The organism is Thermosyntropha lipolytica DSM 11003 (genome assembly GCF_900129805.1).
Taxonomy (GTDB): Bacteria; Bacillota; Syntrophomonadia; order Syntrophomonadales; family Syntrophomonadaceae; genus Thermosyntropha; species Thermosyntropha lipolytica.
This window is the reverse complement of record NZ_FQWY01000016.1, coordinates 21753-34392: the sequence shown is the minus strand read 5'-3', so window position 1 is coordinate 34392 and position 12640 is coordinate 21753. Positions and strand designations below refer to the sequence as shown.

The 12640-nt window shown below is 41.6% G+C and carries 12 protein-coding genes and 1 other RNA gene; 7 read left to right on the top strand and 6 right to left on the bottom strand.

All coding sequences use genetic code 11. The features are described from left to right. Window positions 1-17 precede the first annotated feature (17 nt). From BUB92_RS05885 to rnpB, 3 genes are all read right to left on the bottom strand, one after another. Window positions 18-1157 carry an acyl-CoA dehydrogenase family protein gene (locus BUB92_RS05885; RefSeq protein WP_073091509.1) on the bottom strand — a complete coding sequence of 380 codons (1140 nt, stop codon included), beginning with the start codon at window positions 1155-1157 and terminating at the stop codon, window positions 18-20. 27 nt (window positions 1158-1184) lie between these two features. After that, window positions 1185-2384: a thiolase family protein gene (locus BUB92_RS05880; protein WP_073091507.1), complete on the bottom strand. Its 1200-nt coding sequence runs from the start codon at window positions 2382-2384 to the stop codon at window positions 1185-1187. A 499-nt stretch (window positions 2385-2883) separates the two neighbouring features. After that, window positions 2884-3236, bottom strand: an RNA gene (gene rnpB, locus BUB92_RS05875) — RNase P RNA component class A. A 249-nt stretch (window positions 3237-3485) separates the two neighbouring features. Between rnpB and BUB92_RS05870 the strand changes: the two genes are divergently transcribed. The 4 genes from BUB92_RS05870 to BUB92_RS05855 all read left to right on the top strand — a co-directional run bounded on the left by BUB92_RS05870 (window position 3486) and on the right by BUB92_RS05855 (window position 7389). Next, window positions 3486-3812, top strand: coding sequence for a hypothetical protein (locus BUB92_RS05870; RefSeq protein WP_073091504.1), 327 nt, complete (start codon window positions 3486-3488; stop codon window positions 3810-3812). 98 nt (window positions 3813-3910) lie between these two features. Then, window positions 3911-4648 carry a formate dehydrogenase accessory sulfurtransferase FdhD gene (locus tag BUB92_RS05865; protein WP_073091502.1) on the top strand — a complete coding sequence of 246 codons (738 nt, stop codon included), beginning with the start codon at window positions 3911-3913 and terminating at the stop codon, window positions 4646-4648. Window positions 4649-4663: 15 nt separating this feature from the next. Then, window positions 4664-6511 (top strand): ASKHA domain-containing protein, encoded by a 1848-nt coding sequence (locus BUB92_RS05860; protein ID WP_073091498.1) that lies wholly within the window; start codon window positions 4664-4666, stop codon window positions 6509-6511. 119 nt (window positions 6512-6630) lie between these two features. Further along, entirely contained in the window at window positions 6631-7389 is a 759-nt protein-coding gene (locus BUB92_RS05855; protein ID WP_073091495.1) for an SDR family NAD(P)-dependent oxidoreductase, read from the top strand. A 51-nt stretch (window positions 7390-7440) separates the two neighbouring features. Here BUB92_RS05855 and BUB92_RS05850 read toward each other — a convergent pair whose 3' ends face one another. Continuing rightward, window positions 7441-8247, bottom strand: coding sequence for a histidinol-phosphatase HisJ family protein (locus BUB92_RS05850; protein ID WP_073091492.1), 807 nt, complete (start codon window positions 8245-8247; stop codon window positions 7441-7443). Window positions 8248-8440: 193 nt separating this feature from the next. Here BUB92_RS05850 and BUB92_RS05845 point away from each other — a divergent pair, with 193 nt between their 5' ends. Both BUB92_RS05845 and BUB92_RS05840 read left to right on the top strand, forming a co-directional pair. Further along, complete coding sequence (locus tag BUB92_RS05845; RefSeq protein WP_073091489.1) at window positions 8441-9454, top strand: sodium:calcium antiporter; 1014 nt, start codon at window positions 8441-8443, stop codon at window positions 9452-9454. A 12-nt stretch (window positions 9455-9466) separates the two neighbouring features. Next, window positions 9467-9928, top strand: a complete 462-nt coding sequence (locus tag BUB92_RS05840; protein ID WP_073091486.1) for a RidA family protein — start codon at window positions 9467-9469, stop codon at window positions 9926-9928. A gap of 88 nt (window positions 9929-10016) precedes the next feature. On the opposite strand, the gene BUB92_RS05835 is transcribed toward BUB92_RS05840, so the two are convergent. Next, on the bottom strand, window positions 10017-10265 hold the full coding sequence (locus tag BUB92_RS05835) for a hypothetical protein (protein WP_073091483.1): 249 nt from the start codon (window positions 10263-10265) through the stop codon (window positions 10017-10019). A 345-nt stretch (window positions 10266-10610) separates the two neighbouring features. Continuing rightward, on the bottom strand, window positions 10611-10796 hold the full coding sequence (locus BUB92_RS05830; protein ID WP_073091480.1) for a ribbon-helix-helix domain-containing protein: 186 nt from the start codon (window positions 10794-10796) through the stop codon (window positions 10611-10613). A 508-nt stretch (window positions 10797-11304) separates the two neighbouring features. On the opposite strand from BUB92_RS05830, the gene gdhA reads away from it, so the two are divergent. Next, entirely contained in the window at window positions 11305-12636 is a 1332-nt protein-coding gene (gdhA, locus tag BUB92_RS05825; RefSeq protein WP_073091477.1) for an NADP-specific glutamate dehydrogenase, read from the top strand. Window positions 12637-12640 lie beyond the last annotated feature (4 nt).

Sequence of the window (12640 nt, the reverse complement as noted above, 5' to 3'; positions counted from 1 at the left end):
CCCCCCTTATTTATTAACTAGTCACGCAGAAGGTCGCGGGCAATAACCAGTCTTTGTACCTGAGCTGTTCCTTCAAATATCTGCATTATCTTGGCATCTCGGAAGTATTTTTCCACCGGGTATTCTTTGGTATAGCCGTAGCCTCCAAATATCTGAACCGCATCCGTAGCTACCTTCATGGCTACATCACCGGCAAAACATTTAGCCAGGGATGCTATCTGGGTAAAAGGAAGCCCCATATCCTGACGGCTTGATGCTTCCAGGTATAAAAGGCGGGCAGCGTGAATGTACTGGGCCATATCAGCCAGCATAAACTGTATAGCCTGAAAAGAAGCAATCGGTTTGCCGAATTGTTTTCTCTCTTTGGCGTATTTAATAGATGCTTCCATGGCGGCCTGGGCAACTCCTACCGCCATGGCGGCTACGGAAGCGCGGGAAAGATCCAGGGTTTTCATAGCGATTTTGAATCCTTCACCTTCTTTGCCCAGAAGGTTTTTGGCAGGTACGCGGACATCTTCAAATATTACCTGGGTGGTGTTGGAGCTTCTTATTCCCAGTTTATCTTCTTTGGGTCCTACCGATACTCCTGGGGTATTGCGATCAACCATAAATGCACATATTCCTTTATGCCCCAGTTTTTTATCCAGGGTGGCAAAAACTACATAGAGCTGAGCTACTCCACCATTGCTTATGAATTGTTTGGTGCCGTTTAAAATATAATAATCTCCATCTTTTATGCAGCGGGTTGATAAGTTGGCTACATCAGAACCAGCTTCCGGCTCGGTAAGGCAAAAGGCAGCGATGGCTCCTTCATTTTGCATGCCATAAAACCATTTTTTCTGCTCATGGGTGCCGGCAATCAAGACAGGATCAGCAGCCAGCAGGGTACTGGCAGCCATGGTAGTGGCGATACCGGCATCGCCGCGGGCAATTTCTTCCGTTACTATGTTTTGGGCAACATGGTCAAGTCCCGGGCCTCCGTATTCGGCAGGTACGCCTATAGTCATGAGGCCTAACTCGTGCATTTTTTTAACTGTTTCTTCCGGGAAAATATTGTTTTTGTCCCATTCCTGCGCATAAGGAGCAATTTCGTTGTCGGCAAATTCGCGGGCCATTCTTTTCATCATTTCTTGTTCTTCAGTTAACCGGAAATCCATAAAATAAATCCCCCCATCTTTTTAAAATTAAATATCTCTGCTCCAGATAGAAGCCATGGCCGGGCCGCCTCCGACACAAAGTGAAGCCCCGCCGAGTCTAGCTCCCATCCTTACCATCTGATAATACAGGGATACAATTATGCGCAGCCCTGTACATCCTACCGGATGTCCTAAAGCAATACCAGATCCGTTGAGATTGCACTTTTCCATATCCAGTTCCATGCCATAATCTTCTTTGAGCATTCTTTTTACTCCTAAAAACTGAGCGGCGAAAGCTTCATTTATTTCCCAGTACTCGATGTCGTCAAACTTAAGCCCGGCTAGTTTTAAAGCTTTAGGAATAGCAACGGCCGGGCCCAGCCCCATGATTTTGGGATCTACCCCCTCACTGCATATGGTTACCAGTTTCATTAGTGGGCTTAGGCCTAATTCCTGTGCTTTTTCTTTAGACATTACTACTGCTGCTGCTGCTCCGTCATTTATGCCGGAAGCATTGGCTGCTGTTACTACACCGTCTTTTTTGAAAACAGGAGGCAGTTTGCTCATGGCTTCCAGGTTGGCATCAGGGATCATGTGCTCATCAGTTTCATAAAGGATGGTGCCTTTTTTAGTTTTAATTTCTACCGGGACTATTTCCTCTTTGAAGAAGCCTTCCTTTACGGCGCGGGTTGCTCTTTGGTGGCTCATGAGGGCAAGTTCGTCACATTCGCGGCGGGTTATGCCGTATTTTTCCGCAACATTTTCGGCCGTAATTCCCATATGTCCAGGTACCATAGCATCGAAGAGCCCATCGTGGATCATGGCATCTTCAATAGTGCCATGGTTCATACGGTAACCCATGCGCGCTTTAGGAAGCATGTAAGGTACATTGGTCATGCTTTCCACACCTATGACCAGAGCTATATCGGTTTTTCCAAGCATTATGTCATTGCAGGCGATTTCCATAGCGCGCATGCCGGAGGCACAGTTCTGGTTTATGTTTACAGCAGCGCTTCTGACCGGCAAGCCTATTGCCATGGCTACCTGGCGGGCGGGAAGAGAACCCTGCATGTGGGGATATACCTGTCCCATAGTAATTTCGTCCACCATATCAGGGGTAATTCCTGCTCTTTCAATAGCTGCTTTGCCAACAGTTATAGCTAGTTCCTTGGCTTGTACATCTTTCAGGCTTCCCATAAATTTGCCTATGGCTGTCCGGCAAAGGCTTACCACAACAACTTCACGCATATTTTTAACACCCCTCTCTCGTAAAAACTCTAAAATATAGTCTTGTCCTTTAAATCTATATGCCTGATTTGGGTGCAATTATTACACTATTTTAAAATTAATGACAAAATGTAATTATTTAACTATTGAAAAAATTAAAAATTAATCAAAAACTCTACCTTAATAACATGGTAAAACTTATGAAAAATTTTTACAATAGAAAAAATATAAGCCTTTAGGACAACTTTTGACAAAAAGCCAGAACCTATAAAACAGAAATGTATAGTTTTAATTTTTAGTAGCATAATATTAATAGCCTTTAATACTGGTCAGGAAATAAAGGGGGTAAAAGAATGGCCAAGAAAGAACAGAAAAATAAAGCTAAACTGGAAAGCAAAAAAGGGCAGAAATTGGAGCAGAAAAGCAGCCCAACTGGGACTGAAGAAAGCGGCGAATTAAAGTAGGGGTTGCCAAATAAAAAAGTGCGCCTTTAGCATAGGCGCACTTTTTTAGCGTATTTTAAGTAAGCAAATCTGTAAGCGGAGTTCTGTCGAGGATAGCCATCTATCTGGGATGCCAGTTGCCTGACACCTCAAGCGACCTAACCCGGGAACGAAGCGGGCCACTTCCTAGTTCCCCTATTTGGTCTTGCTCCGGGTGGGGTTTACCTAGCCGTTTAGTCGCCTAAACGCTGGTGAGCTCTTACCTCACCTTTCCACCCTTACCACGGAATAAATCCTTCCGTGGCGGTTTGTTTCTGTGGCACTTTCCTTGGGGTCGCCCCCACTGGACGTTATCCAGCACCCTGCCCTGTGGAGCTCCGACTTTCCTCAGGTATATAGAACATATACCCGCGGCTATCCGATTTGCTTACTCTTTTATCATGACTGACTTTCGCAGGCATAATTATAATAAATATTAAAAATTTTGTAAAGGGCAGGAATGAATTGCAGGAAAATTACTTCTTTTTTAAAATAATTTATTTTCAGCAGGAAAAAAGAAAAATAAACCGAATAATACTAATGACCGGAAATAAGTTGGGTTTGTATTTTGGCTATGGGGCTTGTATCAACGGGGATAAAATAATAAAATAATTCCTAAAGAGAGGGGGGAACGGTTTTTATGGTATTTGGAGCAGGAGCTGCTCATGCAGGAAGTGGCGGAATATTTTCCCATCCAGTAGTTGCTATTTTGGTAGTCATTTTATCGATCATAATTTTTGTTAAATTCTGTGGATGGGCTAAGAATTTTTCTCTATCCAAAGGGGTAAAGAAAGCAGTATATATTTTAACTGGAGTAGGGCTTATTGTATTTAATTATCTTTACTCTATGGGTAATAAAGCATATGCCGAAGGGGATTTATCCCGTGCTACTTTGGCTTTGGTAGTTTCATTAGTTTGGGTTTTTATCTTTGCTTTTGTCCTGATGGCAGAAACCAAGGCCGAATAACCTTATACGTGATAATGAGATTTAAAGGCGGCTTTTGGCCGCCTTTTTGTGTAGATAGACCTGAATGTTTTACTATTTAAGTTAAGGAGGCTTTAATTGTGCTGGAAAAAGAACAGTATCTGGATAATAAAACTATATGCCGCACTATTAAAAGATATAGAAGGGGAAAAGGGCTAAAGGAGGAAGAAGATTATATAATCTGCGAAAATGGTTATAAAGTATGGGTAGATAACCACTTTTACGGCAGTTTTTATTGTACGCCTGAATATCTGGAAGAGCTGGTAATTGGCAATCTGGCTATAAATGGGAAGATTAAAAATTGCCGGGAAATTAACGATATTATTATTAATAATGATGAAATTAAAGTATTTTTAAATAATTCTTCCTTTATACCGGGGCCTGATAATAACAGGAAGGGTGCTGACTTTTTTGTTTATGCCGAAGATATTCTAGGCTTGATGGAAAAACATTTGCAAATATCTGAACTGCACAAGATGACAGGAGCAGTTCATGTAATGAGTATTGCCGATAAAGATAGTATTCTGGTTACCAGAGAAGATGTGGGTCGGCATAATGCCGTAGATAAGGTATACGGCTACTGTTTGCAAAAGGGTATAAGCTTAGAGGATAAATTGCTTTTAAGCAGCGGACGGATTACCCATGAAATATGTTATAAGGCTTTTAACATGGGGCTTAAGTTTCTGGTTTCCCGGGCAGCGGTTACCAGCATGGCGGTGGAGTTTGCTCTGGCCCATGATATGACGGTAATAGGGTTTACCCGGGAGGAGCGTTTTAACATCTATACCGGGACGAGGAGAGTAAAACTTAAAAATTAAGAGCAGGTGGGACCGGTGGAAGAAAAAGCAAGAATAAATGTAATAACAGGCGAAAAGAGCCAGGTTTTTTGGGCTTTACCGGGGCAGGATTTATGGTCATTTTTAGCAGCCCATAACTTTATAAATGATGATAATAATAACTGTGGGGGACGGGGCTACTGCGGCAAGTGCAAAATAAAGGTAGAAGGAAAGGTAAATGATTTAACCTCTACCGAGAAGGAAAAGCTGCTTCCTGATGAGATACGCAAAGGTATAAGGCTGGCCTGTCACTGCCGGATAGCAGGGGAAGTATCTGTATATGTAGAAGAAAAAAATGCAGAATTTCGATTAAGTGATAAGGCTCCTTTTGCCTTTAGCCCGGAAATGATCCGCGATGAAGAAACCGTAAAGGTGGTAAATTTTTTTATACCTGGCCTGGATGATTTAGCACCCAGCCCTATTTATGACCGGCTAGTTGAAGCCTGGCATGGTTATAAACTGGATCTTACTATGGATAATTTAAACCACTTGCTTTTATTCGATAGGGCAGGGCGGCCAGCTATAGAGCTTAAGGCTCTGGTTTTTGACAACCGGGTAGTAAAAAGAATAGATAAGAAAATAGAAGGGGTTTATGGTCTTGCTCTGGACCTGGGGACTACCAGCCTTTTTGCGGCTCTGGTAGATCTCGAAAAAGGGGAGATAAAAGGAGTAATTTCCAGAACGAATATGCAGAGGATTTATGGAGCTGACATAATATCGCGTGTAAGCTACTGTCTGGAAAAGGAAGATGGACTTAATAAAATGCATAGAATATTGATAAATAATATTAACAGCATGATAAAAGAGCTGGCAGAAGAAGAGAATATATCGACAGAGCAGATTTACAAGATTACGGCGGCTGGCAATCCGGTTATGCTGCATTTTCTGGCTGGTTTAAGTGTTAGAGGCTTTGCGGCTGCACCTTATGCGGGAATTTTTAAGCAAGGTCTGAAATTAGAAGCGTGGAAACTAGGGATAAATGTCAATATGCAGGCGGATTTATTTATACTGCCGCAGGTAGGAGGTTTTGTAGGCGGGGATACTGTAGCCTGTATTTTAAGTCTGGAACCAGATCCTCCTGCAAGATACCTTCTGGTTGATATAGGAACAAATGGAGAAGTGGTGCTAGCCTGTGGTGATAGGATGTGGGCAGCTTCAGCAGCAGCAGGGCCTGCCTTTGAGGGAGGCAATATTACCAGTGGCGGGAGAGCTGAAGAAGGGAGTATAAACAAGTTTTATCTGGATGAGGAAGAAAACTTGCGATTTACCTTTATAGGGGAGGGACAGGTAAAAAATATCTGTGGTTCGGCGGTAATAGATCTGGTTTCCTGCCTGCTCACGGCTGGCTATATTGACAATAGAGGAATAATTACGGAAAAAGCCCGCCAAAGGCTTAAGGTAACAGCAGGCAGCCGGGGTAGCGAAATTGTAATATGTGATGACATAAAAATGGTAAGGAATAATCCTCTGGTCTTCAATCAGGAAGATATAAGACAGGTACAGCTGGCCAAGGGGGCCATAAGGACGGCTATAGATATCCTTATGCATAAAGCAGGCATAAGTGAAGATGATCTGGATTATATTTTGCTGGCGGGAACTTTTGGGTCTTATCTTAATCCGACAAACTGTATAAAAATAGGGTTGCTTCCCGGGGTTGAGGTTTCCAAAATAAAAAATATCGGCAATGCGGCAGCTAAAGGAGCCATTATGGCTTTGGTTTCGTCTAAGATGCTTAAAAAAGCGGAAGAGATAAAGGGGAAAGTGGAATATGTGGAACTAGCCCGGGAAGCCGATTTTGAAGAAAGGTTTATAAATAATCTTGATTTTGATGTAAGGCGGCTTTAAGGCCGCCTTATGCTTTAATAAGATTTTTATTTTCTGCATAACGGGAAAAGGGAAAAAAATTTATATGCAGAATAAATGCTTTAAATAATTTTATTACTATAAATTCAGGAGGTAAAAATATGCGGCTTAAAGATAAGGTGGCGATAATCACAGGTGGGGGGACGGGAATCGGCAGGCAGGCAGCTATCGATATGGCTTTAGAAGGAGCTAAGGTGCTGGTAGCGGGAAGAAGGCCAGAACCACTGAAGGAAACAGTTAGCCAGATTAAGGAACAGGGTGGGGAGGCTATAGCCTGTCCGGCAGATGTTACGAAAATAGAAGACATAAGGAAGATGCGGGATATGGTGAAAAATGAATGGGGGAGGCTGGACATATTAGTGAATAATGCTGGTTCAGCTATGGTAAAGCCTTTTTTGGAGATTACGCCGGAAGAATTGGATTATACCTATCAGGTGGATTTAAAGAGCGTGTTCCTGGTTACTCAGGTCATGGTTCCTCTTATGCTGGAAAGCGGGGGAGGAAGCATAATAAATGTTTCTTCTATTTTAGGGGTTTTGGGAACCAAGAACCAATCTGCCTACTGTGCCATGAAAGGGGGAGTAGTTCAGCTTACCCGGGCTTTGGCAGCAGAATTAGGACCTAAGATAAGGGTAAACTGCTTGTGCCCTTCCCATATTGTTACTCCTATGCTGCAGCCTATGCTTGATCATCTGGAAGCCAGTGGAAAGATGGATAAACTTACTCGTCTTTTTCCCATGAAAAGGATAGGATATCCGGAAGACATGAGTCCAGCCATAATATTTTTTGCTTCGGATGAGTCAAAATGGCTGACGGGAAATATTTTTATGATTGATGGAGGCCTTTCCTGTTATTGCTAATAAAATTAAAAAAGGAAGTATAAATATAAGCCGGGCGGGCAGTCCCCCGGCTTATACTATTTTTATCATGTGCGGTTTTCGGCCGCGATAGGTAGCTATATATTTTATGTCCAGTTCTTTAAGCAGGGTGTAGGCAGTATTGAAATAGGAAGCTATATCTTCAGCTCTGTGGGCATCAGAGCCTATAGTAATTATTTCTCCGCCCAGTTCGCGGTACCTTTTAACGATGCTTGCCTGAGGGTGAAGCTGGTTAAGTTTATAACGATAGCCGGAAGTATTTATTTCGATACCGGAACCGTTGGCTATAATCCTTACAAGGATTTCATCGATTATATCCTTATAATCAGCATAGGATAAAGTTTTTTCCGGAAAGTTTCCATAGCGGACGATAAAGTCCAGATGTCCGTAAACATCATAATTGTGGAACTGCTTAACAGCTTCCAGTATATTTTCAAAGTACCTTAAGTAAGCTTCTTTTTGCTCTTTTTCTTTAAAAAAATCACCGGTATAAAAATCAAGGTGATCGGCCATGTGGGTAGAGCAGATAACGAAATCAAAAGGATAATCCTGCAAAAGTTTTTCAATGGCAGATCGGACATGGGGCTGGTATCCTACTTCTACCCCCAGGACTAGGTGTATCTGTTTTTGATATCTTTTTTTAAGCTGTTCAAATACTTTTGTATATATATCATAATTTATAGCCTCAAAGCTGGGGTCAGGATAATCAAAATCTACATGATCGGTAAAAGCCAGCTCTTTTAAGCCCAGGCTGATAGCCCTTTTTATCATACTTTCCATGGAAGCATTGCAGTCTCCAGAAAAGCTGGTGTGCACATGATAGTCGGCATAGAAGGACATGGGTTTAACCTCCAATAAACAGGTTTTTAAAGATTAAAACTATCTTTCCCTATTTTACTTTTATCTATTTTTAAATACCAGGCCAATTTTGGCATTTTGCTTGATTAAAATTTATATAAATGATTAAATAACTAGTTAGAAGAAAATAATGTTCATAGGCAAGATGAGGCTTGAGGAAGGAGAAAAGCAAATAATGAGCAGTATAGCTGTGCTTATTATCAGTCTGGGAGTTATTCTTGTGGGAGCGGAAGTTTTTGTTAACGGGGTGGAATGGCTGGGAAAAAAACTTGATCTTTCCGAAGGAGCAGTAGGAAGTGTACTGGCGGCGGTAGGGACTGCGCTTCCGGAAACGATGATTCCTCTTATTGCTATTTTGTTTGGACACGGGGATGAAGGCCACGAAATAGGCATAGGAGCTATTCTAGGAGCTCCTTTAATGCTTTCCACCCTGGCTATGTTTGTAGCCGGCGTATCAGTGCTTTTTTTTGCTGGTAAAAGAAAGAATGGGAGAATTGTAGTTGCTGATTATGAAACGATGTCGCGCGATTTGGGATTTTTCTTGATTGTTTTCACGGCTGCGGTTTTGACTGGTTTTATACCCCCTGAACTTCGCCACTGGCAGCTTATAATTGCTGGTTTTATGATTATTTCTTATGCCTATTATTTATATGTTCTGGTAAGTGAAGAAAGGGAAGAAGAGGCAGATCACTGTTTACCCCCATGTTATTTTGACCGCCGCAGCCCATCGCCAGCCTTGGGAAGAATAATATTGCAGGTTGTGGTGGCACTGGCTCTCATCATTTGGGGAGCAAATCTTTTCGTGGGTTCGGTTAAGGAGATTGCCGTTATGTATGGAGTGCCTGCTTTTATATTGGCTCTCATCATAGCTCCCGTAGCTACTGAGCTTCCGGAAAAGTTTAACAGCATTATTTGGATTTCCCGGGACAAAGATACTCTGGCTTTGGGAAATATAACCGGAGCTATGGTTTTTCAAAGCTCTCTTATACCTGCCATAGGGATTTTTTTAACCGACTGGCAGCTCAAAAGCGGCGGGATGTTCCTGGCGGCGGTAATTGCCCTGGCATCAGCAGGTCTTATCCTGTTTGAACTTAAAAAACGTAAGGTCATCAGTGCTGGTATTCTGGTTTTGGGCGGAATTTTTTATGGTATATTCATATGGGCAGTTTTAGAGGGTATTATAAGATAAGGAGGTTAGGATATGAATATTGAACAAAGGCTAAACAACCTGGGGATAACTATACCGGAAGTGGCAAAGCCGTTAGCTGCTTATGTCCCAGCTCTTAAGGCCGGAGAATTTGTTTATATTTCAGGACAGTTGCCGCTAAGAGAAGGTAAACTGGTTTACAGCGGCAAATTGGGCCGGGATTTGTCGGTAGAAGAGGGTCAGAGGGCAGCCGAGATTTGCCTTATAAACTGTCTGGCTGCTTTGAAAAGCTGTATAGGTTCCTTAGATAAAGTGGAGAGGATCGTAAAAATAACCGGATATGTGCAGAGTGCCGATGATTTTTATGAACAGCCTCAGGTTATAAATGGAGCTTCTCTGCTCTTGGAAAAAATCTTTGGTGAAAAGGGGATACATGCACGGGCAGCGGTAGGGGTAAATGCTCTGCCTTTAAATGCAGCCTGTGAGGTAGAGATGGTTGTTCAGGTGCGCGAATAATAAAAATAGTTTGGCAAATAAAGCCAAAAGGGACTTATTTTTAAAGTAAGCCCCTTCTTTTTTTTGCCTTAATTTAAGATGTAGGACTTTATGCAGCTCGGGATAATTTGATTTTTTCAGCTGGCTGATATTTACGCAGGTACAGATTGTAGGCAGTTTGCCATCTCTTTTTTTCTTCAGCACGTTTTTTGGCCAGATAAGCCTGTAATAAAGCATGTTTTTCTCTAGCTTTTTTCTCCAGGATTATAGTTACCACATAAAGAGCCACAAATAAAGCTCCTTTTACCATGAAATACATGAATGTATAAAAGAGAAATATTTTTTGCAATTCTGTCATTCTTTATCCCCCCTTTATAAGGTAAAAGCCATCACGCCGTAATTAACCTTATTACGATTCCAGATAAACCTTTTTGAAAACGTGAAGCATGCTTACTGTTCCAGCTATCAGTGATATGCATATGGCAGCTGCTGCGATTCCCGCCAGCATATTAACCCCCCCTGTAATAAAACATCACATATTGTTATCTTAATAACATAATAACATAACATGTTAACAAAACCAAATTAGCAAAAAAAAGAAAACAAATAAATTAATGAGAATTTTCAGTATATTTTTTCTAAATCGTTCTAGACAAAAAAATAAGCCCGGATGTTTAAACATCCGGGCTTAACGAGTGAAGACCTATTCCGATTTGGTTTCTTCATCTAGGGGCAACGAACCTTTTTTTTCAAATTCCTTGCGCCATTCTTCCAGATAATCTTCAATTAGTTTTCTCACCAGGCGGGATTTGGTAGTAGCCTGATCCGCACAGGCAAAACGAAGTTCGCGGTCGATTTCTTCAGGTACTACTACTGAAATGTACTTCATTTGCTACTTCCTCCTTTCCTTGGGGTTTTCCGTTCCCTCTTCTACTATAAATTTTAATACTATATGTGGTTGTATACAATTTCCCCAGCCTAATTGGCAGTTAATAAGGCGTTTTTGGTTTTTTATATGGTGTGATATTCACATTTTGTTATTGTAATCACAAAAGCAAGCTGCTTATTATTATAACATATGCTATTAACCTCTTAAAATAGGTTTTTGGCAAGGTGTTAGTCTGGCATATAGACTGGTTTTAGAAATAATAGTGCTATATATACCTTGTTTTTGATAGTACAAGAAGTTTTTGCGACTGATAAAGAAAAAAATCACAAGATAAAAATATAAAAAATTAATATCATGTTAAGATAATGAACGAGCCAGTACTAATATTTTTAAATACCAAAAATGAATACAATATATCTTTGCTTAAGCTATTTACTTTATCTATATAAAATTTATAATTTGAAAATATAAAAATATATATTGGTAAATATCCAAAGGGGGAAAGGCTATGTCATATGTGCAAGATCTGCTAAAGAGAGTTGTGGAAAAAAATCCTAATGAACCTGAATTCCATCAGGCGGTTAAAGAGGTGCTGGAGTCCCTAGAACCGTTTATTGAAAGACATCCCGAATATGTAGAAGCTGGAGTCCTGGAAAGAATTGTGGAGCCGGAAAGGGTAATCATGTTCCGTGTGCCCTGGGTGGATGATAACGGCAAGGTACAGGTAAACCGCGGTTACCGGGTAGAATTTAACAGTGCTATTGGCCCCTATAAAGGCGGTTTAAGGTTCCATCCCTCTGTAAATTTGAGCATCCTTAAGTTCTTGGGTTTTGAACAGATTTTCAAGAATTCCCTTACCGGACTTCCTATAGGAGGAGGTAAAGGAGGAAGCGACTTTGACCCGAAAGGCAAATCGGACGGGGAAATCATGCGTTTTTGCCAGAGCTTTATGACTGAGCTTTATCGGCATATTGGAGCCGATACAGATGTACCGGCCGGAGATATTGGGGTAGGAGCCCGGGAAATTGGTTATATGTTCGGCCAGTATAAGCGGATAAGGAATGTCTATGAAGGGGTTTTAACCGGCAAAGGCCTTACCTGGGGCGGAAGCCTGGTGAGAAAAGAGGCTACCGGATATGGCCTGGTTTATTTTGTTGAGGAAATGCTGAAGACCAGGGGAGAAACCTTCAAAGACAAGAAGGTTGTTATTTCCGGTTCTGGCAATGTTGCCATATATGCTGCGGAAAAAGCTATGCAGCTGGGAGCTAAGGTAATAGCCATGAGTGATTCTAATGGCTATATACTCCATGAATCAGGAATAGATTTGAACACTATCAAACGGATAAAGGAAGTAGAAAGAAAACGGATCAAAGAATATGTAAGTTATCACAGCGATGCCAAATATTTCGAAGGCAAAGGCATTTGGACTATCCCCTGCCATATTGCTCTGCCCTGTGCTACGCAAAATGAGTTGGATGAAAATGATGCCAAAACCCTGGTAGCCAATGGGGTTATTGCCGTAGGAGAAGGTGCTAACATGCCCTGTACTCCGGAAGCTATCGATGTATGGCTGGAAAACAAGATTCTCTATGGTTTAGGAAAAGCTGCTAATGCCGGTGGGGTTGCCGTTTCAGCTCTGGAAATGACTCAGAACAGCATGCGGCTCAGCTGGACTTTTGAAGAAGTAGACGCTAAGCTTAAGGAAATAATGATTAACATTCATAAAAAAGCCAGCGAAGCGGCTAAGGAATACGGATGTGAAGGTAACCTGGTAGTTGGAGCCAATATAGCCGGCTTCAAGAAAGTAGCCGATGCTATGCTGGAACAGGGTATTGTATAATTTT

Excerpts from the sequence above, each read along its gene's own strand:
- BUB92_RS05885 (WP_073091509.1), bottom strand. The coding sequence starts at position 1,157 with ATGGATTTCCGGTTAACTGAAGAACAAGAAATGATGAAAAGAATGGCC.
- BUB92_RS05880 (WP_073091507.1), bottom strand. The coding sequence starts at position 2,384 with ATGCGTGAAGTTGTTGTGGTAAGCCTTTGCCGGACAGCCATAGGCAAA.
- BUB92_RS05870 (WP_073091504.1), top strand. The coding sequence starts at position 3,486 with ATGGTATTTGGAGCAGGAGCTGCTCATGCAGGAAGTGGCGGAATATTT.
- BUB92_RS05855 (WP_073091495.1), top strand. The coding sequence starts at position 6,631 with ATGCGGCTTAAAGATAAGGTGGCGATAATCACAGGTGGGGGGACGGGA.
- BUB92_RS05850 (WP_073091492.1), bottom strand. The coding sequence starts at position 8,247 with ATGTCCTTCTATGCCGACTATCATGTGCACACCAGCTTTTCTGGAGAC.
- BUB92_RS05845 (WP_073091489.1), top strand. The coding sequence starts at position 8,441 with ATGAGCAGTATAGCTGTGCTTATTATCAGTCTGGGAGTTATTCTTGTG.
- BUB92_RS05840 (WP_073091486.1), top strand. The coding sequence starts at position 9,467 with ATGAATATTGAACAAAGGCTAAACAACCTGGGGATAACTATACCGGAA.
- BUB92_RS05835 (WP_073091483.1), bottom strand. The coding sequence starts at position 10,265 with ATGACAGAATTGCAAAAAATATTTCTCTTTTATACATTCATGTATTTC.
- BUB92_RS05830 (WP_073091480.1), bottom strand. The coding sequence starts at position 10,796 with ATGAAGTACATTTCAGTAGTAGTACCTGAAGAAATCGACCGCGAACTT.
- gdhA (WP_073091477.1), top strand. The coding sequence starts at position 11,305 with ATGTCATATGTGCAAGATCTGCTAAAGAGAGTTGTGGAAAAAAATCCT.